Genomic DNA, 24,817 nt, shown 5'->3' with positions numbered 1-24,817 from the left:
CATTTCCCCTGTGGATAAGTCTGTGGATAATCCACAGGGGATTTTCTATTTGTTGCTATACAACTGTTGGTAAGTTATCCCCAAAGCAAAAAAGTTATCCACAGTTTTTGTGGATAACTTTTTTTAATTTAAAAACATGGTTTGTCTAACGTTTAAAATGTTGATATAATAGGGTTTGCGAAGTGGCTTTGCGAACGAGTGTTGTCCACAAAAATGTGGATAAATAAAATGGCCCTTGACATATTTCGAAAAAATGCTGGGTAAAAAGAAACCGGTTTAAGTTATCAACCTGTGGATAACTCTGTGGACAACTTGTTTATAAGCGTGACTTTTTACACAAGAAGATTTTAAAATTGGGAGAATTGTAAATTGAATATTAAACTAGTAGTTGTTGGAAAACTAAAGGAAAAGTATTTTAAACAAGGGATTGCCGAATACGCAAAACGGTTATCACGGTTTTGCAAGTTTCAAATTATCGAAGTTCCCGATGAAAAGGCGCCGGAATCTTTAAGCCGTGCGGAAATGACTGATGTAATGGATAAAGAAGGTTCGCGAATTTTAAGTAAAATTAAAGATCGTGATTACGTTTATGCACTGGCAATTTTAGGTAAAGAGCGGTCTTCCGAACAATTTGCCAAAGAAATTGCAGACTTAACAACTTACGGTCACTCTGACATCACGTTTGTAATCGGGGGGTCGCTTGGTCTTTCTCAACGGGTGTTGGATCGCGCCGACACCCAAATATCCTTTGGAAAGTTTACGTTGCCGCATCAGTTAATGAGGCTGGTTTTAACGGAACAGATCTATCGGGCGTTTATGATTAATGAGGGAAGTCCATATCATAAATAAGTTCAATCTGGAGGGATTAATAAATGCAAACTGCTGATGAAATCTTTCAGGCAATTCAATGTGATCCACAAAATAAGAAATATACAAGCGCCGGTATTCTACCGTTGTATCATATTGAGCCAGCTGCTAAGATTTTAATCATTAGCCAGGCACCAAGTCGAAAAGCGCAATCATCCATGGTTTTTTGGAATGATCCCAGTGGTGATCGATTGCGGGCTTGGCTGGGGGTTTCCAAAGAACAATTTTATCACTCGGGAAAGATTGCGGTTATGCCATTGGATTTTTATTATCCCGGCAAGGGCCCTCATGGTGATCTACCGCCACGGAAAGGATTTGCGGAAAAATGGCACGAACCATTATTGTCTTTAATGCCACATGTTCAGCTAAAGTTATTAATTGGACAATACGCACAGAAATACTATCTTCAAAAGAGCCGGCAGCGCAATCTGACTGAAACAGTCCGCCAGTTTAAAACTTATTTACCAACATATTTTCCGCTGGTTCATCCATCTCCCTTGAATTATGGCTGGTTGAAACAACACCCTTGGTTTTTAGAAACGGTTGTCCCGGAATTACAATTAAGAGTTAAAAAGTTGATGCAGTCTACCGATTAATCACGGTTAGAAGATAACCAGGCTATAAAAAGCAGCTGGTTTAAATATGGTCGGGTTTTAACTGACTAAAAATAGTAATCGGGCTTGCTTTTCAGCACCATTTACGTAATAATTAAGGTGTCAAAATCGAATATTGTCTGGGGTGCCTCGTTGGCTGAGAAATACCCATTGAACCTGATGCAGTTCGTACTGCCGGAGGAAGACAACAAACTATTACCTATCCATGTTCAGTTAAAAAGCTATAGGTAAAACTCCTTTCTCTGTCGTTATACAGGGAAGGGAGTTTTTTGTTGGCTTACAGATGATTCTTTTTTGAACAATTAGATGCCAAGCATCGATAGGGAGGAAAACGTATCGTGAAAAAGAAGTTTCATTTACAAGATATTATTTTGATTGCGCTCATTGCGATTGCATTTGGGGCGATTTTTGTTGGAACAGATTGGCTTTATAATTTTCTGTATTTGGGAATCGGGCCGTTTGCCAATGAAGCGCTGTTTGGCCTTTGGATTATGGCGGGGCCTTTAACGATGTATCTGGTTCGGGTACCCGGTTCGGCAATTATTGGAGAAACGCTGGGTGCTGCTGCAGAGGTCCTCTTTGGTGGTACTTTTGGTGCAGCTGCTTTGATTTCAGGAATTGTTCAGGGAATTGGAAGTGAATTAGGATTTGCTGTTTTGCGTTACCGTAACTGGGGTTGGGCAAGTCTTTTATCATCGGCCGTTACAACAACCGTTGTTGCCTTTGGTTACGAGCTGTTCCGTTTGGGATACGTTAAGTATTCAGTTCCAATGGTGATTGCCTTGTTCTCTGTGCGATTGGTTTCCGACATTGTTTTTGGGGCTGTTTTAGTCAAAATGATTTTTTCGTTGGTTGAACGATCATCTGTTTTACATTTCAATGTTTCAAAATAGGCTAAAACTTTAGCTGATGTGTTATTAATTTTATTAGTTGTCTGGGGTGCTTTTATAGCTGAGATAATACCCATTGAACCTGATACAGTTTGGACTGTCGGAGGAAGACTTCTTGATAATTCTACATAGGAAATATCAATATTGTCTTTCTCGGCATATCTTGGAGGAAGGATTTTTTATGGAATATTCGCTCGTTATTACCAATGGTCATGTTGTGACACCAACACAAGTTGTAGACGCGGATTTGGCAATTCAAGATGATAAAATTGCCGCGATTGGAAATGATTTAGCTGATCAAGCCGAGCACGTTATCGATGCTGCTGGGCAAATGGTGTTACCTGGTATGATCGATTCACACGTTCATATTAATGAACCTGGTAGAAGTGACTGGGAAGATTATCATACCGGATCACAAGCCTTAGCTGCCGGTGGCACAACGACAATGCTGGTAATGCCCTTAAATGCCCTACCTGCCAGAACCACTGGGGAAGAATTTAAACGACAAAAAGAAATCGCTGAAGGCAAATCCTACGTTGATTTTGGGTTATATGGCGGTTTGGTGCCTGGAAATCTTACTGAAATTCAGAAGATGGCAAATGAAGGTGCAATGGGCTTTAAAGCATTTATGGCAACTACCGGTTCGGATATTCCCGGTGATTTTAAAAATGTTGATGATTATCAGCTGCTGAAAGGGATGCAGGAAATTGGTAAGACAGGATTACCAATTTTGCTTCATGCCGAGAATGCCGCCATTACAGACGGCTTGGCAGCTGAAAAAATAAGCGAAGGCAAGACACAAATTCAGGACTATGTTGATTCACGACCGCCGTTTGTTGAGATTGAAGCAGTTAATCGGGCGTTGTACCTTGCCAAACAGACTAATGTCCACCTGCATTTTGTACATTTATCAACACCTGAATCAGTTGAGCGGGTAACCGCGGCCCGCAAAAGCGGTCAAACAGTTACTTGTGAAACATGCCCTCACTATTTAATCTTGGATCGAAATCAATTTGAACAGATTGGTCCGTTGGCGAAGTGTTCGCCGGCCTTGCGGGATCCAAAAATTGTTAAAGGACTGTGGAAGAAATTATTTGACGGTCAAATTGATACGATTGGATCAGATCATTCACCGGCGCCGATGTCGATGAAAGAAAGTCCCGACCATAATATTTTCGATATTTGGGGTGGTGTGAGCGGCTGTCAGAATAATGTTGACCTATTGTACGATGAGGCCGTAAAGAAACGTGGGTTGCCGGTTGTCGACTTTGTTAAATTAATCGCTGAAAGACCAGCCAGCCTTTTCGGAATTGCTAATAAAGGTAAACTTCAGGTTGGCTATGATGCGGATATTACACTTTTAGACCCTAATCAGAGCTATATTTTGAAACCTGAAGACTTATATTATAAGAACAAGATTAGTGCATACACGGGTTTTACGATTCACGACCGGGTGACGACTACGATTTTGAGAGGTCGGGTTATCTATACCCTGGCAAAAGGTTTCCATTATCAACCAACCGGAAAATTTTTGACTAAACAGCGGGTTGGAGTTGGGGCAAAATGAATGCAGCAAAATCACTTTCAATTTCACCAGATCTAAAACCGCGAACGCGAACCGATCGGCACGTTGGTCAGCTTGCCTACATGGCGATGTGGTTGGGGGACGGTTTTAATATTGGAAATGTCACGTTGGGATCATCAATCGTGGTGGCAGGCGTGGCAACAATGAACCTGTTACAAACGATTCTGGCGGCCGGTATTGCGATTGCCATTATTACCGTTATTTTTGTATTAAACGATCATTTTGGGTATTATACCGGTTCACCATACGTTATCCAATTACGGCTGACCTTTGGCTTGTTGGGGTCGAAACTGGCCAGTTTACTGCGGGGAATTCCGGCAATTGTTTGGTACGGATTTCAAAGCTGGACCGGTGGGTTGGCGCTTAATCAAATTGCTAAAATTACCAGTGGCTACGATAATCCGGCGGTCTTCTTTGTTGTTTTATTAATAATTCAGACGTTAATTTCAATTAAAGGATTTAAGTCAATTAAGATAGTTGCGACTGGGATTTCTTTATTCATGGCAGTTCTTTTGATTGGGATGCTGGCGTATCTGATTACACAAAAAGCGGCGGTCTTTTCTAATCGAATGATTTATGTAAAAGGCACTTGGGGGCCGACTTTTTGGGGATTTGTGGTTGCTTTTTTGGGAAATTATACGGCAGTTTTCGAATCTGCCGCGGATTATTCCCGTGAGCTTCAAGCGGGGCTGTCAAATAAGCGGCGGGCGGTACTTTATTTCATTCCAATCTTTGTGGCTTATGGGATTACTGTATTGACCGGTGCTTTGTTGGCGGTGGTTACTGGGATTTCAAGTCCGGTTCACGCAATGGCTCATTTATTTAACAACGATTTGGTTACCGTTGTGGTTTCCGCCTTTATCGTTTTGGGAACAATTACCACCAATTTAGTGGCAAATATTATCCCACCGACGTATGTCCTAAATGCCTGGTTTGATTTACCAGAACGGCTATCGTTGGTGATTGTGGCCTTACTGGCCGGCCTGAGTTTTCCGTGGCTGCTGGTACAGGATAGTTCTTCAACCGGTTTAACAATTTTTATTAAAACATACTCGGCTTTTCTGGGACCAATGACGGCTATTATTTTAAATGAATACTACGTTAAACGTCGTAAAAAAGTAACGGTTAGCGATTTGTATGATGAGCAAAAGGTTAAAGCATCTATTCAACCGATTATTGCCTTGTTTACCGGTGCTGTTCTGGCCTTAGTGGGTGTGAACCTTAGTTGGCCGATTGGCTTTCTTACTTCGTGGCTGGTATTATGGCTGTTGAGGTACGATAAAAATGAGCTGTCGGATGCTTAAAGTGCTTCGAACAGGATAATGGCTATCAACATGGTATAAGTGTTATTTTAATAAACCACGAAAAATAGATCTGATTGAAAACTTTATTACGGTTTCCAGTCGGATCTATTTTTATGGTTATGAATTGATTAATCAATCGTTACTTTGTACTAATGCAGGTTAAATCCAAAGCCAATGTTCCATTAGAAATACTACCAGATAAATTCAGCCACAAACCAAACTGATTTGACTGATTACTTTTTAGAAAATTTTCTATTTGAAGTGTTATGTTATTTCCGAGTTCTCCGTTCCCGGTTTTTTCGAGGAGCATATCTTTGGTTGCGGGATCAATTAGGTTAACAATGTCGGATACCGGGTATTCAAACATCCCAATCAAATTGGCGGCATTGATGGTTAAGCTCTTAGTAGCAACGGCGTCTTTAAACGAGATGGTTGCGTTGCTTGCTCGCTGATCACCATAGTAGTAAGCCAATTTCATTAAATCATTTTGGCCGCGATATCCGTCATTAAAGAGCTTTTTTAGTACATAATTTGAAAGCATTGAATTGGCGGCATTATTTGCAGGATCAATGAGATTTAAACCATCGGCATTTGGGTCTTCGTGGTACTGATAAGGTCCAAATTCAAGAAATCCATGCCAAACCCACCCGTTAAATTGACCTGTTCGATCAGTAACGTTAAAATACACTGCTTTTTTACCGTTGTGTGAAAGAATCGCAACCCGTTTTAATGTCCATGTTGTATTCGGAAAGTTCTTCAAGTTATGTAATTTAACTGTATGAGACAGATTCCACATATAGTGGGACTGGGGATTCGCATTATGAAGTGGTTCAATCCGGCTTGCAGCTTGGTTTGAGACAATCTGGTAGCCGGCTGCCTGTGCGGTTGTTTTTGTAAAGCTAAATAAACCGATTAAGGATAAAGCTAATATCATCAAATATAATTTTTTATTCAAATTTAACACCTCCATAGTTCAATCATAACATTTAAATAACTAAAAAGAGATGAGATGCTGATCAATTATCCTCTGAAGGATTTTGAGAAAGTGTTTTGAAATTATGCTTAAGCTTTGGCCAGACATATTTATCAGCAGTTTGGATAATCAGGCCGTTAAACAGAATTGAAAAAATAGTTCCAACATTAACTGCATAAAGGTTTTTGGTCACGGCAAACGACACGATCATTGCGACAATTGGTGGAATAAAATCGACTAATTGCGCCGCCACTGCACTCTTTCGGAGATAGAAAAAACGGAGAATGTTGGTTGTATCATCATTTGGGTGCATTAAAATATTAGCCCGTTGATAAAGTGAAATGGCAATACAGAAGAAAACAATTCCCAGACAAGATAGGACAGCCCGGATAATGATAGGTAAAGCGCCAATTCCAAAAGAATTAAAGACGGTTACAAATAAACTGACGAAGTAACTGAAAAAACAGACATAAGCAATTTCACCGACAAACCGTGGCCAGTCCCAATGTTTAATGAGAATCTGGTTGGTAACCGTATTAAGGAAGCCGATAATAAACAATAAGATACCGACATTGACATTAAACCAACGGCTATAATTAACCGCAGAAGCCGTCCAAACCGCGCTTCCCATGTTGGCGGAAATGGTCAATGCGTTTCCAAAAGCGTTTAGTATTAAGCCGGATATCAGGCCAATCCAGCGTTGTTTTAGCGAATTTTTAATAATAACATCCCCTTAATACCCATTAGTGTATCATAAGCATTTATTTGCGTCGCAACGAATCAAAAATATTGAATTTGGAATTGCGGCATTTGGGGGTTTTTGATATACTTTTTGTAATTGATATGGCGATGACGTTCGCCTAAACTTTATGTCCACAAAGAGTTGATGACGTCTACCTTTAATTTAAGGGTAGGCGTTTTTTCAAATGGAAAAGAGGTAATAAGTGTGAATTGGTATAAAGTTGGTCAATTTTGTTCAGTTTTTGTCGGCGGAATGATCGGTGGGGTTGCCAGGTATGAAGCAGGCCTTTGGCTGAATACAAATACATTTTTGGGAACTACTTTTGTGAATGTTGTAGGATGCTTCTTTCTAACATTTACGATTTATGGGTTGGACCTGATCATTGACCTTCCCGATTGGTTGATTTTGGGATTTGGAACGGGAGTCGTCGGTGCGTTTACGACTTTTTCGACGTTTGTATTATTGGTGGATCAAAATATGTTATTACATACTCCTGAAACAATCTGGTTTTTAATTATTAACCTGGTAGGCGGTTTTTTGACAGCCTGTTTGGGATATTTGACCGCAAGACTAATGGATCGGGGTAAAAAAATATGGTGATTATTTTAGTAGCGATGGGTGCCGGGATTGGTGCAGTTTTAAGATATTTAATCACGTTGGCTGGGAAACGTTACTGGCCGGAGTTGCCGTTAGCTACATTGATAATTAATGTGCTTGGTGCATTAATTGCCGGTTTCTTAGGCGGTATGCAACTGGGTGGCCTGGGAGCGGCACTGCTACTAACAGGGCTTTGCGGTGGGTTTACGACCTTTTCAACGTTTACAGTTGATACCTTTGTTTTGGTGCGGAACAAACGCTGGTCAGTGGCATTGGAATATTATTTTGGATCAATTCTCTTGGGCTGCCTGGCCGTTTACATTGGGTTATATTTGGGGCAATTGGTAGGTAATTGAGATTACTGATCATTTTGCGTTAAGATAGTGATGCTACGATCTATGAAGGGAACGATTATCATTTCATTAAGCGCTAAATGGACGACAATTTTAAAAAATGGGTTGCTGATTATTTTAGGTGCCTTTATATACGCTGTTGCCATTAATGATTTTTTGATTCCGCATCAAATTGGTGAGGGCGGGGTTACCGGACTTACCGCGGTTGGCTACTATGCCTTACATATACCACCATTTATAACTAATTTAGTTTTAAACGGCCTATTATTGGTGATTGGTTTTCGCTTCTTGGATCAAAAGACGGTTTGGTATTCACTTTGGGCAGTTTTATGGATCTCGATTTTTTTAAAGCTGCCAAGGCTTTTGCAATACCAAACCCGGCAAACGATTATTCCGGCAATTGCCGGTGGCGTTTTGATGGGAATTGCGATGGGTATTATCTTTAGAGGTGAGGGAACCATTGCCGGCAGCACAATTCTGGCAAAAATTATGAACCGTTACTTCGGGATGATGACCGGAACAGCCATGCTGCTGTTTGACTTGATAGTTGCCATTCCATCGGGATTGATTATTGGACTGCAAAACATGATTCTAACGGTTGTTGAATTGTATGTAAGTGCCGTTGTGTTGAATAATTTATTGTCCCGGTTTGGTGCTAAAAAATCGGTTACAATCATCACCAACCAAACTGATCAGGTGACAGCCGCCTTATCCAAAAGACTGAAGCAGGGAATTACGTTGGTAAACGCAAAGGGATATTATTATCAAGAAAAGCGGCCAATGATCTATGCGATCTGCTCCAAGCCCCAACTAGCAGAAATTGTGCCGGTGATTTCTACAATTGACCCTGACGCTTTGGTAGTGATTGAAGACGTTCATAGTGTTAAAGGGGAACTCTTGGATAAAATTTTATAATGATCAATTTGATAAATGTTACACGTGAAACATCGCAAAAGATGCGCCAAAAAGCAGTTTTGACAATCGAAAGCTACTTTTTGACGCATAATTTAGTTAATATTTTCAATGAATGACGGACCGTTACTGAGCAGTATAACCGCCATCGACGACAAATTCGCTGCCGGTTGAGAAGCTTGATTCATCCGAAGCCAAATAAAGTGCCAGATTAGTAACCTCATTTGGTTCCCCCAATCTGCCAACCGGATGCAAGGCTTCCAAAGATTGCCGCATTTCGGGATATTTGTCTACCATTGGCGTGTGGATATAACCGGGATGAACTGAATTAACGCGAATCGGATAACCCTTTTCTGCACAATACAGAGCAGCTGATTTAGTAAGCATTCGAACACCACCCTTGGCGGCGTTATAAGCGTACAGGTTTGAAATTCCGATTAACCCCGCGATGGATGAAATATTGACAATTGAGCCGCCGTGCTGTTTCATTGCCGGAATAGCGGACTTAACGCCCCACATCACGCCGTCCAAGTCAACGGATAAAATTTTATGCCAACTATCGCCATCAACTTCTTCGGCATTATTAAATTCCAGAATACCGGCATTATTAACGAGAATGTCTACTTTGCCAAATCGCTTTTCGGCTTCCGCAAAAACTTTTTGCCATTCAGCCTCCTTTGAAACATCATGACGAATAAAGATGGCATTATCGCCAAGTTTTGCAATATTTTGCCGACCGGTTGGTTCATCAACATCGGTTCCAACAACCCGAGCGCCTTCTTTGACGAATCTTTCAGCGCAGGCTAAGCCAATTCCTTTTGCAGCACCGGTAATAATTGCGACTTTATTATCTAGACGACCCATAACGCATGCTCCTTTCGCGAACTCAAGATACAGAATTATTTATTTACAATTTAAGCATACCACTATGTGAACAATTTAACAATATGCTTCTGATAATTATGTTTGCGCTTACATAAGGCTAAAAATATCACCTTTAACATGATGGAATGAGCTGGATTTGATATAATATAATTGATGTTTTGTTTGTTAATTCACAATATACGAGGAGGTATTTTGATGACCCAAGAACTGGTTAAAATTGGAAAAACAGAGGTTATGTCAACGTCGCTTGGATTAGGAACCAACGCAGTCGGCGGTTATAATCTTTTTCCTGATTTAAATGATAAAACCGGTGTGGAAATTGTTGAAACCGGATTGAGGAACGGAATCAAATTACTTGATACAGCTTATGTATACGGTTTGGGACACTCTGAAGAATTGGTTGGCCAGGCCATAAAAACGTTTGATCGTCATAAGATAGTGCTGGCAACCAAAGGTGCTCACGATTTTTCGACTGGCCAGGAAGTTATTAGAAACGACCCCAATTTTTTAATAGATCAAGTCGAAGCCAGCTTAAAACGGCTGGGAACTGACTACCTTGATATCTACTATATTCATTTTCCTGATAAGACAACGCCAAAGGCCGATGCAGTCGGTGCTTTACAGAAACTTCGTGAACAGGGAAAAATCAGAGCAATTGGGCTGTCCAATTTTAGTTTGGCTCAAATCAAAGCAGCCAATGCCGATGGCTATGTTGATGTAGTTGAGGATGAGTTTAGCCTACTTCATCAGGATAATGCAAGAGAGTTGATGCCTTATTTAAAGGAAAATCAAATTAGTTTTGTACCATATTTCCCGTTGGCTTCGGGTTTGCTAACCGGAAAATATCGACAGACAGCTTCATTTGAGCAGGATGATATTAGAAGCCAGATTGCAGATTTTAACCAACCACGATTTGGTGAGGCATTAAAAGCGGTTGATAAGATAAGGCCAATTGCGCAACGCCACGGGGCAACCGTTACGCAAATAATCCTGGCCTGGTATATGCAAAACCCGCTGATCAGCGTTGTAATTCCGGGTGCTAAGCGGCCTGAGCAAGTAATTGATAATGCCAAAGCGATGCAAATCACGCTTAGCCGTGAAGAATACCAAGCCATTGATGACGCATTTGCCTGGTTTAAGGATGAAAAAAGCGGTAAGTCATTGGCTGATCCGGATTGATGGTTAGAATTTCTTTCAAGCAACTTGAAAGAACCAGCTGATAAGTTTGGTTTTGACGTATACGATGCCGGTCCCCTTCATGAAGGCTTTCGGTTTCAAAATGGTACGCCAGCTTACGTTATCAGAGCTGATCGTGACCAATTAATTGCGGCATTAAATAAGGCCGATTCATAAGAATCATTAAAAAAGGCAGCTAAAGTAATGTCACATTGCTTTAGCTGCCTTAGCTGGTATCTTAAGGATTGTTATTTGATTCAATGATTTAACTGCGCCAGCGCCAAGCTTCGATGATTTCAACAATCGCAGTGACGACTAATGAAGCACCTAGAAGCTGAAGGACGAATAGAACCGTACCGAACGGGTGAATAACCAGGACTCCGCCAAGAACGATCAATAGGGCACCGTATACGATAAATGGCAATGACGGGACGTTCACAAACTCGCGGTGTCCCAAAGCATCAATTATCTGTGATAGCCCTACCAGAATAAGTACGATGCCAATTACTAACGGCAGCGCGGCTAAAATCGGTTTGGCAAAAATTAAGATTAAAATGGCTAAAATTAATTGAAAAATACCAACTGGTAAACTGTAGTCGAGTTCATCGCCCTTATTTCGCTGAACAAACCAAGAGACCAGATTGATTAGCCGAAGAGGGCGAAAAAGCTGGCCAGAACATCAATAAAAATATTAATGGTTGTTTCCGGTTTAAATAGGAAAAATAAACCAAAGATAATATAAACAACACTTTCAAGCCAGATATATCGGCGAATTTGACTGATAATTCGGTACATATGATACAACCCCCTTGGAAAAAATGATTTATTAGGATAGTAACCTAACTGTCTACCTTTATCATACAAGGGGAAGCGTGAAAGCAACAGTATTAAGCATAAGATTTAAGCGGTCGTTAACCGGCAGGAGCTTTGTGTTAAGATAGCAATGATTAACAGGATCTTTGGAAAGAAGGACGCGTTTTATGCAGTACCCAAACATTCACCTGGCCCACTTTATTGACCGCCCCAATCGCTTTATCGCGCACTGCCGATTGCTTGAGACCGGTGAAGTGGTTACAGTCCACGTTAAAAATACTGGGCGAACGACGATTTTGCAGCCAAATGTAACCACGGCACTGGTATATAGTGATAAACCCACTCGTAAGACCAAGTATGATCTGGTGGCGGCTAAAAAATATGATCAATTTTGGATTAATATCGATTCCCAAGCGCCCAACCAGGTGGTTAAAGCGGGACTGAACAACAATGACATTTGCTTACCCGGTATCGAAAGAATTACCCAAGTTAATCCTGAAGTAACATTTTTGGATTCAAGATTAGATTTTTCAGGAATTGGTGATAACCAAAAAAAGTTTTTCTTGGAAGTGAAAGGTGTTACATTGGAAAACCGCGGTATTGCAGCGTTTCCGGACGCGCCAACCAGTCGGGGATTAAAACACGTGAAAACTTTGCAAAAAGCCCTTGACAAAGGGTACCTCTCCTATCTATTATTTATTATTCAGATGGAGAAAATCAAAACGATGACAATTGACATAGATATTTTTGAACCGCTTGCAGCTGAGATTTCCAAGCGCAAAAGAAGGGGGTCCAAGTTATCGCCTATGATTGCCGGGTAACACCTGATTCACTTATTTTGAATCAACCGGTTCCATTTGACTTAACCCAAAAGTTTATTAGTGACGGATTGGCGTCGTCAATCCAAAGAAGAACTTGAGAATATAAGAGGTAATTAATTAATGCTCCAAACATCAAGACAAGAACCAATTGATAGTCCATTTAACAACACTACTACCGCTGAAAAAGTAATGAAAGGCATTGACCTTAAAGGTAAGAATGTCATTGTTACCGGTGGTTATAGTGGTATCGGCTTAAAAGTAACCGAAATGCTCACAGAAGCCGGCGCTCACGTTGTGGTTCCCGCTAGAACGGTTGCCAAGGCGTTACCGGTTGTTGAACATTTGAAAAATGCCGAGTTGGGTTTGTTGGATTTAATGGATCCGAATTCAATTGATCGATTTGCGAAGGGTTATTTAGCTTCAAATCGACAATTGGACTTATTGATTGCGTGTGCCGGTATTATGTTTCCACCGTTGAAACGTGATAGTCGGGGAAATGAATCGCAGTTGTCGACAAATTTCCTGGGGCATTTTCAATTAACAGCTAAGTTGTATCCAGCTTTAAAAAAAGCTGATCACGCCCGGGTTATTGTGATGTCATCCAGGGCTCAAAGTTGGAATGGCGTGGATTTCAATGATCCAAACTTTAAGCATCGAACATATAACGCTCGCCGTGCCTATGCGCAATCAAAGGCAGCTGATGCCCTGTTTGCTGTTGAATTGAATAAGCGGGGGCAAAAAGACGATGTTCATGCATTTGCCGTTCACCCAGGCTTGGTTCCCGGAACCGGCTTAAACCGCTATGTCAGTCATGAGCCGTTGCGCAAAGCTTCTTCTTTTGCTTTGAATCAATTGGAATTAACCCATGTTATTAACGCTGGGCACTCTATTAAAGCCCGGTTTCATCGACAAGGAGAATATGATTACTTTAAGACGGTCAGCCAGGGAGCGGCGAGCACTTTGTGGGCTGCTACCAGCAAACAATTAAATCATCGGGGTGGTGTTTTCATTGAAGACTGCAATATCAGCCATGTTGTTCCGGCTGACAGTAAGTCCAAGTTCGGTGTACGGCCATGGTCCGTTGATGAACGTGAGGCTGCTAAATTATGGCAGTTGGGTGAGAAGTTAACCGGAACAGTTTTTCCCATTTAAGGCCAAGCATTTGTTATAATTAGTAAACAAAATGTAACTAAAAAGATGTGCGTTTAGCCTTGAAACTTTCAGTTGAGGTGCTAGTATAAACGGTACACAATGAAAGTAAATGAAAACTGTTAATAAAAGAATTTGTTTTTGGAAGGAAGCAAACAATAAATACTATGTTAAAGAAAACATTGATCTTCGGTCATCGTGGCTATCCTCATAAGTTTCCGGAGAACTCATTAGCCGGATTCAAGTATGCAATTAACCATGGCATCGACGGGTTGGAATTTGATGTCCATTTGACCAAGGATAACGTGCCGGTAATTATGCACGATGAAAAAATCGACCGGACCACTAATGGTACCGGTACAATTCGTTCATATACGTTCGCTGAATTACGGCAGTTTGAATTGAGCGACGGTCAAAAGATTCCAACTTTAAAAGAGTTACTGGATCTTGCTAAAAACCAGCCGGTTCATCTTAACTTGGAATTCAAGACCAATGAAATTCACTATGAAAATATCGAAAAAATTGTGTTGGATATGGTGAAAAATTACAATTTAGTTTACCCGGTTATTTATTCATCGTTTAACCTGGATTCACTTAAAATTGCTTATCAACTTGATCCAACACAACAGTACTGCTTTTTGTCTGAACACGATATTAAAAATCCGCGTGAGCTGATGGCCAAGGAACACTTAGTAGGACTGCATTTGAGTCACTACGTCCCAATGAGAAATATCAAGGAGCGCATTTGGACCGTTGATGATCCCAAAGTTCAAAAGCACTTATTTGCGCAAAACGTTGCTGGTATTTTTACCAACAATTTCGAAGCCGCTGAAAAAGTTCAGGCGGCCGGCGCACCTGCTTAATTTCAAAAAAGTATGTGAACAATTATCATTGCCGGGGCTTTTTGCTCCGGTTTTTTTGATATCCGGCTGCTTCATCGCCATCCAACTTGGCCGCTGATTCTTCAATCTGGTAATGATTTTAATTCGACCTATATTCAAGTTTTGAAAATGTTGGCCGTTAAGATGCAGTTGGCATATCTGGGTGATTTGGATACTACCGGAATTGAAATGGCCGATCGGGTAACTGCTTATCTTGGTGCACAACATGCAACGGCTTTGACAGCCATTCAAACACCCGGACAAGTTGCACAATGGTTGGCCGGATATGGGAAGGCCGCTAAGGGGAACCGGATTCGCACTACCAGTAAACTGCGCCATCAAGTTTGGAAAGAAGAAGCTTATTTATTAGTAGTTAATCAGCAATTTGTTGAGCAGGAACAATTGATTGATTCTTATGAGAAACTGATTCCCGAATGGCTGGGAAAAGCTCGACAAAATGTAAGATAATTGAATGTACATTTCAGGTTAATAAAATAACCAAAAAACGTCCACTGGAGATCTCAATTTCAACTCTGGTGGACGTTTTCGTCAGTTTTTACATTATCTATACATCACTTTTACACTCCTTCAACACAGGTTTTACATTGAACTGCCACAATGATGGTGTAGTTAAGATGTAGTCAAATAACTAAGTTGAGGTGAGTGAATGTGTCAATTTCGTTAAGAAATGTTCGAAAGGATTATGATCAACAAACCAAGGTGCTGGAAAAAGTTTCAGCTGAGGTACAAACCGGTGAGTTCTTCGTAATCGTTGGGCCTTCCGGTTGTGGGAAAAGTACTTTACTTCGAATGATTGCCGGTCTTACACCAATTACGGATGGTGAGGTCCGAATCAATGATCGGGTTGTCAATGAATTACCACCCAAGGCCCGCAAATTAACCATGGTTTTTCAAAATTACGCGCTGTATCCGTTTTTGAGTGTTTGGGATAACGTTGCTTTTGGACTAAAAGCGCGTAAGCTAAGTCAATCAGACGTCCAAAATCGGGTTAACAATGCCTTAAAAATGGTTAATTTAACAGATTTTAAAAATCGTAAACCTCGTGAATTGTCTGGTGGCCAACGCCAGCGGGTGGCGTTAGCCCGGGCGGTTGCCAGCGACGCGGATATCTGCTTGATGGACGAACCGTTGTCCAACCTGGATGCCCAACTCAGAATCAGGATGCGCCAAGAAATCTATAATCTTCAGCGTAAGTTGGGACTGACCTTGATTTACGTTACTCATGATCAGGTCGAAGCGATGACCATGGCTGATCATATTATGGTTTTAAATGATCAACACGTTCAGCAGATTGGTACGCCGGCAGAAATTTATCAACACCCGGCCAACGAGTTTGTGGCCCAGTTCTTTGGGACACCCCAAATCAATATTTTACCTGCCAAACGATCAGCGGAAAATAGTCATTTATTAACGGTGGGATCAAACGATATGCAGGTAGCTCTAAACGAAGAAGTTCCGGCTGATCAGTTACGAATCGGCGTGCGTCCCGATGAATTAACGATTTCCCGAGCCGATTCGGTTGATTCCAATGCGGTAGTTAAAAATACCGAATTTTTAGGTAATGAGACGATTGTTTATGCGACATTGAACAGCGGTGACAATGTTCGGGCTGTTTTGCCCGGACAAGTCAACTTCAGAGGTTACGAGCCAATTAAGGTTCAAGTTGGTTCCCATCTGCTGTTCTTTAACAATGACGGTGAACGAATTGGTTTGACAAAGGAGGAAGCTGTCCATGCTTAAATCACCAGCAACGCACTCTTCTACGGCACCTGTCACTTCAGATAAGGCAAAGTCAAAGGCTGAAAGAAGTGAATCGGGTTTTTGGTTAAACGCTAAAGATAAGTACTATGCTTGGATTTTTCTTGGCCCATCGTTGCTCATACTGGGTGTCTTTATCTTCTACCCAATGTTTCGGACCCTGTACTTAAGCCTATTCTTAACGAATACGGTCGGTAAACCAACAGTATTTGTTGGCTTATCAAATTATATCAACCTGCTGACCTCGGCAGATTATCTCTCCAGCTTGGGCGTCACCATGGTTTATGTCTTGGCGGTAACGGTGATTACCATTGCCCTTGGATTGATTCTGGCAAACTATGCCAGCAAACAACTTGCCGGAATCGGCATCTTTCGAACTTTGTTTTCGGCAACAATGGGGGTTTCCGTTTCAGTTGCCGCAATTTTCTGGCTATTTATTTTTAACCCATCGACCGGCTTTCTGGCCCTGGTCAGCAATTGGCTGCACTTACCACAAATTAATTGGCTGACAGATCCGGGATGGGCCATGTTGGCAGTAATTATTACCACCGTTTGGATGAATCTGGGCTTTACCTTCCTGATTTTACTGGGGGCCATGCAGTCGGTTCCAACAACTTTGTATGAAGCTGCCAGCATTGAAGGCGCTACCCCGCGTTACCAATTGTTCCATATCACGATTCCGATGATTTCACCAACGCTTTTCTTTGTTTCCATTATTACGTTAATTGAAGGATTTAAGAGCTTTGGTCTAATTGACTTAATGACTAAGGGTGGGCCAACCAATGCGACGAACATGTTGGTTTACCGGATCTATAAAGATGCTTTCTACAGTGGTAATTACGCGCAAGCGAGTGCCGAATCCCTTATTCTGACAGTTATCATTGCAATTTTCACTTTGATTCAATTTAAAGTTTTGGAAAAGCGGGTGAATTACTGATGGAAATGGTTGCCAAGCAAAAACTGCCACAAAAAATTTTAAATTATGTATTATTGATTATTTTAACGGCTGTGGTTTTGGGACCGTTCTTAATCGGTCTTTGGACCAGTTTATTGCCCACAATGGATATTGCCAAAGGAAATTTCCTGAGCCTTCATATTTCTCTCACTAATTATGTAGACGCGTTTCAAAAAACACCGATTTTGCAATACCTGGGTAACAGTTTGTGGATTTCAACATTAACCACCATTGCGCAATTGATCTTCTGCTCGATGAGTGCTTATGCCTTTGTCTTCTTACGATTCAGAGGTCGAAAGGTGTTGTTCATTCTGTTTTTGGCAACGATGATGCTGCCGTTTGAAGCTGAAATTATTCCAAACTTTATGACTGTTAAAGCAATGGGGCTGCTCAATACTTATTCGGCCATGATTGTGCCGTTTTTAACTTCAGCCTTTGGAACGTTTATGTTGCGCCAGTCCTTTTTGCAGATGCCGGATGAGCTAAAAGAAGCTGCCGATATCGAGGGACTAGGGCACTTCCAGTTCTATTGGAAAATTGTGATGCCTTACAATCGGATCAGCTTAATCACCTTAGGTGCTTACGGTTTTCTGGGTGCTTGGAATCAATATTTGTGGCCAATGTTAACCACATTTAGTAATGCATTTCGACCGGTTCAAAATGGATTACGTCAATTGCAATCCGAAGAAACTTTCAATGACTGGGGCATGATTCAGGCAACGGCCGCAATTGTTGTTATCCCAACGCTGATTGTACTGTTTGTCGGTCAACACTACTTCAAATCCGGTATGAATGAAGGTGCTGTTAAGTAATGAAAAAAGTAATGGCATTTTTAAAAGCACATTTATTGCCAGTGATTGCCATTGTAGTTGTCGTTATTGGCGCAGTTGTCTACACGTCAGCTCATAAGCAGACTTCAGCCAAGGCGGGGCGAACACCGATCGTCTTTTGGCACGAGATGGGCGGCCCGGCAGAAGTTGCCTTGGATCAGATGGTAGATAAATTTAACAAATCACAGAGCAAGTACGAAGTTATCCCCCAATATCAAGGGGCTTACGATGAAGCTGTTCAAAAGATTATTCAAAGCCACGGTTCTAATGCGTCGCCAGCGTTATTTCAATCGTTTGATATTTCAACCGCGCAAATGATGCACAGTAAATACACGACGCCGGTTCAAAAGTTTATTGATGAAGATAACTACAACGTTAGTGATATTTCGCCGGTAGCCCGATCTTTTTACTCGAACAAAGGTAAACAGTTGGCGATGCCGTTTAACACGTCTCAGCCGGTACTTTATTACAATGCCAGTTTATTGAAGAAATATCACATTACACCACCTGCCAAATCACCAAGTTATAGTGACGTGACCCGGGTAGCCGAACAGCTCTATAAGCGGTCGCACCACAAAGTAAAGGGAATGACGATGGAAATTTATGGTTGGCTGATGGAAGAAGCACTTGCCAATGCGAAGACGTCATTGGTTAATCACGGGGATGGTCACGTTGGCAACCCAACGAAAATTAATTTAAACAATCCAACGACCGTCAATTATTTGAAATGGATTCGAACCAACATCAAGTCAGGTGACTTTGTTAATTATGGTTCCGGTGCGAGTGCCGAAACAAACGAAATTGCAGCGTTTCTAGCCGGTAAATTGGGAATCTTCGTTCAATCATCTGCTTACATTGGCCAATTAACAACTGATAATCCTAATAAGCTGGGAATTTCATACTTCCCACACCCCGATGGGCAAAAAGCTAATGGTGTGGGAATTGGTGGCGCCGCGCTATGGATCTCCAATGATAAGCCGACCAAAGTGCAAAAGGGGGCCTTTGAGTTTATCAAGTATGCTGAAAGACCAGATAGTCAAGCCAATTGGCAAAAAGCCACCGGTTATTTGGCACTCAACAGTAAATCACAAAGTCAACCGGCTTTGAAGAGTCTGTATGCTAAGCAGCCGGAAGCCAGGGTACCTGGTGAACAATTGGCAGCGGCCAAACCGAATGATACGAATTCTGGTATTTTGATGGAGGGGATGCAGCTGACCCGGGAAATGGAGGAGACCGCGATGGAAACCGTTTATGATGGCGGCAGTATTCCAAAAGCGTTGTCGAACGCCAGTCAGGGGATGAACACTAACCTGAAGACGACGAACCGGGCGAATAACGATTATCAATAACAATTGGAACATTCAAGTAGAGAAATTGATTGATTAAAAGCTGATTTATAAAGGAGTATCCTCAAAATGACAAACGAAACTTTGATTTTTGGACATCGTGGTTATCCATATAAATTTCCAGAAAATTCGTTACGTGGTTTTGAATATGCAATTGAACACGGCGTGGATGGGCTTGAATTTGACGTTCACCTGACAAAAGATGACGTTCCGGTAATTATGCATGACGAAAAAATTAATCGAACAACTAATGGTCGGGGGAAGATTCGGGAATATACCTATCAGGAATTGCAGCAATTCCAATTAAAAGATGGTGAACCAATTCCCAGCTTAAAAGACTTATTATCGCTTGCAAGGCAAAAGCCGGTTTATCTAAATCTGGAGTTTAAAACCAATAAGATTCATTATCCAAACATCGAACGGATTGTTTTGGACATGGTCGGTAACTATGATTTGGCTCATCCCGTCATTTACTCTTCTTTTTCACTGCAGACGTTAAAGGATGCTTATCAAATTGATCCCAATCAGCAGTATTGCTTGTTATCCAACCACATTTTAAGGCATCCCAGGGAACTAATGATTGAAGCTCATTTATCAGGATTACATCTAAGTCACTATCAGCCCTTGCGAAACATCAAGGAGCGGATTTGGACAATTGATGATCCCAAGAAGCAACGGGCGTTATTAGCGGATCACGTTGCCGGTATTATTACCGATAACTTTGAAATGGCCCGGGATGTTAAATCCAGCGTGTTGGTTTAGAAACTTTGAAATAGTTGACATGAAGCCTTGGGTGGACCTGCCTGGGGCTTTTTGTTGTGGGATTAAAAGTCGATTATGTAGGTGCAAAATTTCTAACCGTCGTTTTTGAATGTTCTCTTTCGGTAGTCTATAATGAATTTAGAAACTACTTGCGCACAATATAATAGTGTATTGAATTGGATTAATTTCATGAATTTGGAGGTATCTTTATGGCAAATCAATACGATTACGATGTTTTGTATCTCGGCAGTGGCATGGCACTTTTGATGGTGCGATTCCACTGGCTCATTCAGGGGTTAAAGTGGGCGTTGTTGAAGAAGATATGATCGGTGGCACCTGTCCGAACTACGGCTGTAACGCTAAAATTACCCTTGATGCGCCGGTTGCTTTATTACGTGAAACTGAACGGCTTCAAGGTATTGTTGAAGGTAATCTAAGCATTAACTGGACCAAAAGTGAGGCTCATAAGCAGGACGTTATTAAAGGTTTGCCGGGCATGATCGGTGGTTTACTTAAAGATGCCGGGATTGATGTCATTCATGGTAAAGGGACCTTTAAGGATCGTCATACTGTGCTGGTTGACGGACAAGCAAAAACGGCTGAAAACATTGTTGTTTCAACCGGGTTACGACCACACCGCTTGGATATTGCCGGCAGTGAACTGGCTCATGACAGTCGGGACTTTATGAGCTTGACGACCTTACCGAAACAAATCGCGATTGTGGGTGCCGGCTATATCAGCATGGAGTTTGCGACTATTGCCAATGCCGCGGGTGCTGATGTCACTGTTTTAATGCATGGTGACCGGGTACTGCGAAACTTCTATCAGCCTTATGTTGATCAAGTTGTGAAGGGTTTGGCAGACCGGGGTGTTAAGTTTATTAAGAATGCCAATGTTTCCGCGTTTGAGAAGACCAATGATCAAATTAGCATTCACTACGGTGACGATAATACTTTAACGGTTGATTGGGTGCTGGACGCTACTGGTCGAATTCCAAATGTTGAAAAAATTGGATTGGATGAAATCGGTGTTAAATACAATCAACATGGAATTGAAGTCAACGACTACCTGCAAACCAGCGTTGATAATATTTATGCTTCCGGTGATGTTATTGACAAAGAACAACCGAAATTAACGCCAACGGCTATTTTTGAATCGACTTACTTATTTAAACGTTTTTCAGGGCAAAGCAGTGACCCAATCAAGTACCCGGTTATTCCATCGGTTGTCTTTACCTCACCACGAATTGCCAAAGCCGGTGTTTCGGTAGAGGATGTCAAGAAGCAGGGGTATCAAGTTGAAACCAATCACCTACCGGATGACTGGTATCGTCAGGTTGATAATGAGACTGAAGGCGATAATTCATTGATTTTTGACAAGCAGCATCATTTAGTAGGCGTTACGGAATTTAGTGAACAGGCCGATAACGTTATCAATACACTATTGCCGGCAATTGAATTTAAGTTTAGTGCAGAAGAACTTGGTAGAATGGTATACCTGTTCCCATCAATCGGATCATCTGCCTGGGCACAATTATAAAATTGGTTAAGGATAGTTATTTGCTAAAAAGAGGATCTAAGTCCTCTTTTTTCTTACCTTAGTAGGGAGGATATAAACATGGCTTTATTTGATAATCACAAGGTTGACGGCATTATGGCAGATCGGGGTTTGGAGCATTTAGGTGAGGAAACCAAAACCCATGTGGAAGCAATTCTCAGTGAGTTGGATAGTAAAAAATTGTTGCGGGATGGTGATACCGCCAATTTTACGGATCGTTCAAATCAGGAAAAGGTTGGTTTTTTGCGGGCGATCATGGAACAGAACTGGATCCTGATTGCCCAGAATGAAAAGATTTTGCAGGCCTTGAATAAGGATCGTCCGGATTAGGTTTTGCAGGCTTTAAATGATAATCCCGATAAAGATCTATATTATAGCGTTTCTACTTTGAAGTGAAAATCCCGTAAAATCAATGTTTCTACAAACTAATTTTACGGGATTTTTTAAAGAATAATGTTTTTTGGGCTTATTTCTCAACCGCTTTTGTCAGAAAAATGGCAGTAAATTGGCATTAAGTTGTCAGCTGGATGGCAGTTTTGATAATAAAATTCAAGTTAAACTATAAGCGTTAAATCGATTTGACATAATAAGTCAATACATTACCGGAAATGTGTTGATAAAAAATAAAGAAAGAGGTTTTTTTATGGCAAGTACAGTTAAGAGTGTTAAGCCCACAAAACAATTAACATTGACCAATCTTCCTAGTCGTAGAGTGGTACAAAAGACCTATATTGATTTTGATAATTATACGGTTTATGCACTACAACAATATGGTGTTGGAGATACTAAAAATGCAGTACTGTCTTCAGGTTCATTCTCGAGTTTAGGTCAATCCGAACCGGTTTCCATGGGAAATCCTATGGTTCTCAAAAACTTTGGGCATGGAGAAACATTGGAAAAATTTGATAATCCTTATGAATCAGGAAACTGGTTTTGGATTGCAACAGGCGCAAATTATGATACGCCTTACATTACAAAAAATGGTGATAAGATTTATTGGGCGCATCAAATTGGAATTGTGAAGTATGAACCTAATGGACAAGTTGATTACAGTCAGGTCCGACGTATTTCTAGTGTTAGTTCATTGACAAAGTCCGGCAAACCGTTTGGTAAATTAAAACGAACAGATGGTGCTTTGGCTGCAAATGGTCGTTTGATTATTTGGAGCCAAGCAACTGATAACTCGATGTATATTTCCTGCTATGAGTCAAAAGCCGTCCTAAAGCGTATGTATGAGGCATCACAGCTATACCTATCAGGGACTGATAAAATTTTCCACACCTCATATAAATCTAATGGTGCACTGGTAAGTAATAAGGAATTTACTCACCATTTACCATGGAATTCAAATCAAGGGCTGGAATTTAGTAATGGTAATATGGTTTATATTACTGGTGGAGCCTATGGTGCAAATGAAGCTCCACACATTTTAAAATCTGACTGGGCATTTAAAAATTACGGGACAGTTTCTTTATCACTATCAAGTACCGAACAAGCTAATGTAGAAACGGAAGCACCACAACTTGGCGAAGGAAGCATTAGTAATCCCGATGGTAATACATCTGCGGATTATGTATATGTAACACTTGTTTTCCATACAAGTCCAGATTATACAAATTGCATTTACTCGGTTCCTAAATCAGCATTTTAGAATAGAAAAAAGCACTCATTCTTTGAGTGCTTTTCTGTACATACCTATTTTTCTTTAGCTAACACAACTTGATAATTTAAAGCTTCTTGATCATCAATCGTTTTAGCTATTGGAAGTTGTGTAGAAGGTTTACCAATGCCAATATTATCTCGAATATATACTCCCAATTTATAATCACTCATTGAAGCTCTTTTTTCAGCGTCATAACCAATCGAGTCAAGAGCTTTTTCGAAAACAGCTACCCGTTGAGTTGCCGTTTTTTTAGTCAACCACCAAGATAACACATAAGCATGATTATAAACACTGATCTGTACGTCAGTATAGTTATGGCTTATAGAATTAGAACTATCATTATACTGATTTAAGGCGGCTTGAGAAAGTTTTAAACTAACCGGGCTATTTGGAAACAATTTCATGACACCACGTGCTAATTTTTGGGATTGAGCAGTTTTTAAATAGTTAACGTACTGTTGATCCGTCTGAAAGCTATTTAACGGCTTAACATAATACTTACTAAGATACTTGCCATAAACAATTCCTGTTATATTGATCCCGTTGGAAACTTTATAGTATACCGGTCCCTTGGAAGTATTAGTTCTGGTGAAGGCTGACATTGCATACCAAGTAGTATTTTTATAGTTGTTTAGATTATGAAGACGTTTAGTGTGTTGTGAATTCCATATATAAGCGTTATGGGGCTTAACCGTTTTTGAATTAATACCATAGGCTACCCAAGAATCACGATTATAGGTGCTCGATGTTATTAATTTGGCCTGACTGCGAATTGACAATGTTAAGATTCCGATAATTAGCGCAATTAAAGTAACAGACGTTGTTTTAATTAATTTGTTCAGCATAATAAATTCCCTTCATAATAGTTGTCTTAAATCTATTGTACTTAATTAGATAATAAATTAATAGTTTTAAGGGCTTTATTCCGAATTCAGCTTGTATAATCTAAAGCATGAATGCTCGGAATTAGAAAAGAGGGGGTTATTTTGAGTACTAAAACAATGAATTATCAAATTAATCAGGTATATTAAAGAGAATGGATATTAAATTCCTAACACCATCTTTTTGAAATTTTATTTATTTGAATATATATAACTCCAAGGGATTTTTTGTTAGAAATGCAAAGAGTACTGAGAAAGGGAGAAAATTGTTTTGAAAAAATTAGCAGGTTTAATTACGATGTTTAGTTTTGCTTTATTCGTAACCTTAGCTGTTTCATCAAATAAATTAGTTTTGGCTAAAGGAACCGGACTCCACAGAGTTACCAGCAGCTATATCAATAAAGTTGGTGAACACCATCAGTATTATCGGTTTAATCAAAATACAACATTTAAATATGGAGGGAAAACAGTTACACTGCCC

The 24,817-nt window shown here is 40.6% G+C and carries 26 protein-coding genes, 4 pseudogenes and 3 riboswitches; of the genes and pseudogenes, 23 read left to right on the top strand and 7 right to left on the bottom strand.

Features of this window, described 5'->3' with window-relative positions; translation table 11 throughout:
* Nucleotides 1-369: 369 nt before the first annotated feature.
* The 5 genes from rlmH (at nt 370) to JCM14108_RS09785 (ending at nt 5,260) form a co-directional block, all read left to right on the top strand.
* On the top strand, nt 370-849 hold the full coding sequence (gene rlmH / locus JCM14108_RS09805; protein WP_035180578.1) for a 23S rRNA (pseudouridine(1915)-N(3))-methyltransferase RlmH: 480 nt from the start codon (nt 370-372) through the stop codon (nt 847-849).
* Nucleotides 850-872: 23 nt separating this feature from the next.
* A complete protein-coding gene (locus JCM14108_RS09800; RefSeq protein ID WP_035180577.1) occupies nt 873-1,463 on the top strand; it encodes a uracil-DNA glycosylase family protein in 591 nt (196 codons plus the stop codon).
* 128 nt (nt 1,464-1,591) lie between these two features.
* A riboswitch (TPP riboswitch) is annotated at nt 1,592-1,681 on the top strand.
* Between the two features lie 138 nt (nt 1,682-1,819).
* Nucleotides 1,820-2,374, top strand: coding sequence for an ECF transporter S component (locus JCM14108_RS09795; RefSeq protein ID WP_035180575.1), 555 nt, complete (start codon nt 1,820-1,822; stop codon nt 2,372-2,374).
* A gap of 32 nt (nt 2,375-2,406) precedes the next feature.
* A riboswitch (TPP riboswitch) is annotated at nt 2,407-2,497 on the top strand.
* A gap of 55 nt (nt 2,498-2,552) precedes the next feature.
* Nucleotides 2,553-3,938 carry an allantoinase AllB gene (gene allB / locus JCM14108_RS09790; protein WP_035180573.1) on the top strand — a complete coding sequence of 462 codons (1,386 nt, stop codon included), beginning with the start codon at nt 2,553-2,555 and terminating at the stop codon, nt 3,936-3,938.
* Nucleotides 3,935-5,260 carry an NCS1 family transporter gene (locus tag JCM14108_RS09785; protein WP_035180570.1) on the top strand — a complete coding sequence of 442 codons (1,326 nt, stop codon included), beginning with the start codon at nt 3,935-3,937 and terminating at the stop codon, nt 5,258-5,260. Before allB ends, JCM14108_RS09785 begins: the two co-directional genes overlap by 4 nt.
* 139 nt (nt 5,261-5,399) lie before the next feature.
* On the opposite strand, the gene JCM14108_RS14105 is transcribed toward JCM14108_RS09785, so the two are convergent.
* On the bottom strand, nt 5,400-6,215 hold the full coding sequence (locus JCM14108_RS14105) for a hypothetical protein (RefSeq protein WP_051996127.1): 816 nt from the start codon (nt 6,213-6,215) through the stop codon (nt 5,400-5,402).
* Between the two features lie 61 nt (nt 6,216-6,276).
* Nucleotides 6,277-6,927, bottom strand: a complete 651-nt coding sequence (locus JCM14108_RS09775) for a DUF6198 family protein (RefSeq protein WP_035180567.1) — start codon at nt 6,925-6,927, stop codon at nt 6,277-6,279.
* Nucleotides 6,928-7,069: 142 nt separating this feature from the next.
* A riboswitch (Fluoride riboswitch) is annotated at nt 7,070-7,136 on the top strand.
* Nucleotides 7,137-7,179: 43 nt separating this feature from the next.
* On the opposite strand from JCM14108_RS09775, the gene JCM14108_RS09770 reads away from it, so the two are divergent.
* The 3 genes from JCM14108_RS09770 to JCM14108_RS09760 are packed head-to-tail and all read left to right on the top strand — an operon-like array spanning nt 7,180 to nt 8,840.
* Complete coding sequence (locus JCM14108_RS09770) at nt 7,180-7,575, top strand: fluoride efflux transporter FluC (protein ID WP_235807123.1); 396 nt, start codon at nt 7,180-7,182, stop codon at nt 7,573-7,575.
* On the top strand, nt 7,569-7,928 hold the full coding sequence (locus JCM14108_RS09765) for a fluoride efflux transporter FluC (RefSeq protein WP_035180566.1): 360 nt from the start codon (nt 7,569-7,571) through the stop codon (nt 7,926-7,928). The genes JCM14108_RS09770 and JCM14108_RS09765 overlap by 7 nt, the downstream gene beginning before the upstream one ends.
* A gap of 42 nt (nt 7,929-7,970) precedes the next feature.
* A complete protein-coding gene (locus JCM14108_RS09760) occupies nt 7,971-8,840 on the top strand; it encodes a YitT family protein (protein WP_035180565.1) in 870 nt (289 codons plus the stop codon).
* A gap of 123 nt (nt 8,841-8,963) precedes the next feature.
* Here the strand turns inward: JCM14108_RS09760 and JCM14108_RS09755 are convergent, their stop codons facing one another.
* A complete protein-coding gene (locus JCM14108_RS09755; RefSeq protein WP_035180562.1) occupies nt 8,964-9,701 on the bottom strand; it encodes a glucose 1-dehydrogenase in 738 nt (245 codons plus the stop codon).
* Nucleotides 9,702-9,917: 216 nt separating this feature from the next.
* On the opposite strand from JCM14108_RS09755, the gene JCM14108_RS09750 reads away from it, so the two are divergent.
* Both JCM14108_RS09750 and JCM14108_RS14340 read left to right on the top strand, forming a co-directional pair.
* Nucleotides 9,918-10,901 carry an aldo/keto reductase gene (locus JCM14108_RS09750; RefSeq protein WP_035180560.1) on the top strand — a complete coding sequence of 328 codons (984 nt, stop codon included), beginning with the start codon at nt 9,918-9,920 and terminating at the stop codon, nt 10,899-10,901.
* A gap of 24 nt (nt 10,902-10,925) precedes the next feature.
* A complete protein-coding gene (locus JCM14108_RS14340) occupies nt 10,926-11,075 on the top strand; it encodes a hypothetical protein (RefSeq protein WP_235807125.1) in 150 nt (49 codons plus the stop codon).
* An 88-nt stretch (nt 11,076-11,163) separates the two neighbouring features.
* On the opposite strand, the gene JCM14108_RS15435 is transcribed toward JCM14108_RS14340, so the two are convergent.
* From JCM14108_RS15435 to JCM14108_RS15425, 3 genes and pseudogenes are all read right to left on the bottom strand, one after another.
* Nucleotides 11,164-11,322, bottom strand: a complete 159-nt coding sequence (locus JCM14108_RS15435) for a DUF308 domain-containing protein (RefSeq protein ID WP_237745795.1) — start codon at nt 11,320-11,322, stop codon at nt 11,164-11,166.
* Nucleotides 11,323-11,358: 36 nt separating this feature from the next.
* Nucleotides 11,359-11,427, bottom strand: a pseudogene (locus JCM14108_RS16130) (hypothetical protein); the annotation flags it as partial.
* Nucleotides 11,428-11,543: 116 nt separating this feature from the next.
* Nucleotides 11,544-11,693: a hypothetical protein gene (locus JCM14108_RS15425; protein ID WP_237745794.1), complete on the bottom strand. Its 150-nt coding sequence runs from the start codon at nt 11,691-11,693 to the stop codon at nt 11,544-11,546.
* Between the two features lie 185 nt (nt 11,694-11,878).
* Here JCM14108_RS15425 and sfsA point away from each other — a divergent pair.
* The 12 genes and pseudogenes from sfsA to JCM14108_RS09685 all read left to right on the top strand — a co-directional run bounded on the left by sfsA (nt 11,879) and on the right by JCM14108_RS09685 (nt 23,443).
* Nucleotides 11,879-12,630: pseudogene (gene sfsA / locus JCM14108_RS09740) on the top strand (DNA/RNA nuclease SfsA).
* 22 nt (nt 12,631-12,652) lie between these two features.
* Complete coding sequence (locus JCM14108_RS09735) at nt 12,653-13,684, top strand: SDR family NAD(P)-dependent oxidoreductase (RefSeq protein ID WP_035180558.1); 1,032 nt, start codon at nt 12,653-12,655, stop codon at nt 13,682-13,684.
* A 164-nt stretch (nt 13,685-13,848) separates the two neighbouring features.
* A complete protein-coding gene (locus JCM14108_RS09730; protein ID WP_035180556.1) occupies nt 13,849-14,544 on the top strand; it encodes a glycerophosphodiester phosphodiesterase family protein in 696 nt (231 codons plus the stop codon).
* 21 nt (nt 14,545-14,565) lie between these two features.
* The gene (locus JCM14108_RS09725) at nt 14,566-15,030 is read left to right on the top strand and encodes a Wadjet anti-phage system protein JetD domain-containing protein (RefSeq protein WP_152536934.1); all 465 of its coding nucleotides are present in this window, start codon (nt 14,566-14,568) and stop codon (nt 15,028-15,030) included.
* A gap of 201 nt (nt 15,031-15,231) precedes the next feature.
* Nucleotides 15,232-16,323 carry an ABC transporter ATP-binding protein gene (locus JCM14108_RS09720; protein WP_035180555.1) on the top strand — a complete coding sequence of 364 codons (1,092 nt, stop codon included), beginning with the start codon at nt 15,232-15,234 and terminating at the stop codon, nt 16,321-16,323.
* Nucleotides 16,316-17,278, top strand: a complete 963-nt coding sequence (locus tag JCM14108_RS09715) for a carbohydrate ABC transporter permease (protein WP_035180554.1) — start codon at nt 16,316-16,318, stop codon at nt 17,276-17,278. The genes JCM14108_RS09720 and JCM14108_RS09715 overlap by 8 nt, the downstream gene beginning before the upstream one ends.
* Nucleotides 17,278-18,108, top strand: coding sequence for a carbohydrate ABC transporter permease (locus JCM14108_RS09710; protein ID WP_035180551.1), 831 nt, complete (start codon nt 17,278-17,280; stop codon nt 18,106-18,108). Before JCM14108_RS09715 ends, JCM14108_RS09710 begins: the two co-directional genes overlap by 1 nt.
* Nucleotides 18,108-19,475: an ABC transporter substrate-binding protein gene (locus JCM14108_RS09705; protein ID WP_035180549.1), complete on the top strand. Its 1,368-nt coding sequence runs from the start codon at nt 18,108-18,110 to the stop codon at nt 19,473-19,475. The genes JCM14108_RS09710 and JCM14108_RS09705 overlap by 1 nt, the downstream gene beginning before the upstream one ends.
* A gap of 66 nt (nt 19,476-19,541) precedes the next feature.
* Nucleotides 19,542-20,234 carry a glycerophosphodiester phosphodiesterase gene (locus JCM14108_RS09700; protein ID WP_035180546.1) on the top strand — a complete coding sequence of 231 codons (693 nt, stop codon included), beginning with the start codon at nt 19,542-19,544 and terminating at the stop codon, nt 20,232-20,234.
* Between the two features lie 209 nt (nt 20,235-20,443).
* Nucleotides 20,444-21,774 (top strand): annotated as a pseudogene (locus tag JCM14108_RS09695) (dihydrolipoyl dehydrogenase family protein).
* Nucleotides 21,775-21,852: 78 nt separating this feature from the next.
* Nucleotides 21,853-22,122 carry a hypothetical protein gene (locus tag JCM14108_RS09690; protein ID WP_035180544.1) on the top strand — a complete coding sequence of 90 codons (270 nt, stop codon included), beginning with the start codon at nt 21,853-21,855 and terminating at the stop codon, nt 22,120-22,122.
* 313 nt (nt 22,123-22,435) lie between these two features.
* Nucleotides 22,436-23,443: a helveticin J family class III bacteriocin gene (locus JCM14108_RS09685; RefSeq protein ID WP_035180543.1), complete on the top strand. Its 1,008-nt coding sequence runs from the start codon at nt 22,436-22,438 to the stop codon at nt 23,441-23,443.
* Between the two features lie 44 nt (nt 23,444-23,487).
* Here JCM14108_RS09685 and JCM14108_RS09680 read toward each other — a convergent pair whose 3' ends face one another.
* Complete coding sequence (locus JCM14108_RS09680; RefSeq protein ID WP_035180542.1) at nt 23,488-24,300, bottom strand: hypothetical protein; 813 nt, start codon at nt 24,298-24,300, stop codon at nt 23,488-23,490.
* Nucleotides 24,301-24,607: 307 nt separating this feature from the next.
* On the opposite strand from JCM14108_RS09680, the pseudogene JCM14108_RS09675 reads away from it, so the two are divergent.
* Nucleotides 24,608-24,817, top strand: a pseudogene (locus tag JCM14108_RS09675) (hypothetical protein); the annotation flags it as partial.

Origin of the sequence: Lentilactobacillus farraginis DSM 18382 = JCM 14108 (genome assembly GCF_000583655.1) — a bacterium.
In the GTDB taxonomy this organism is placed as follows: Bacteria; Bacillota; Bacilli; order Lactobacillales; family Lactobacillaceae; genus Lentilactobacillus; species Lentilactobacillus farraginis.
The sequence above is the reverse complement of the archived record's forward strand: the minus strand, read 5'-3'. Positions and strand labels throughout refer to the sequence as shown.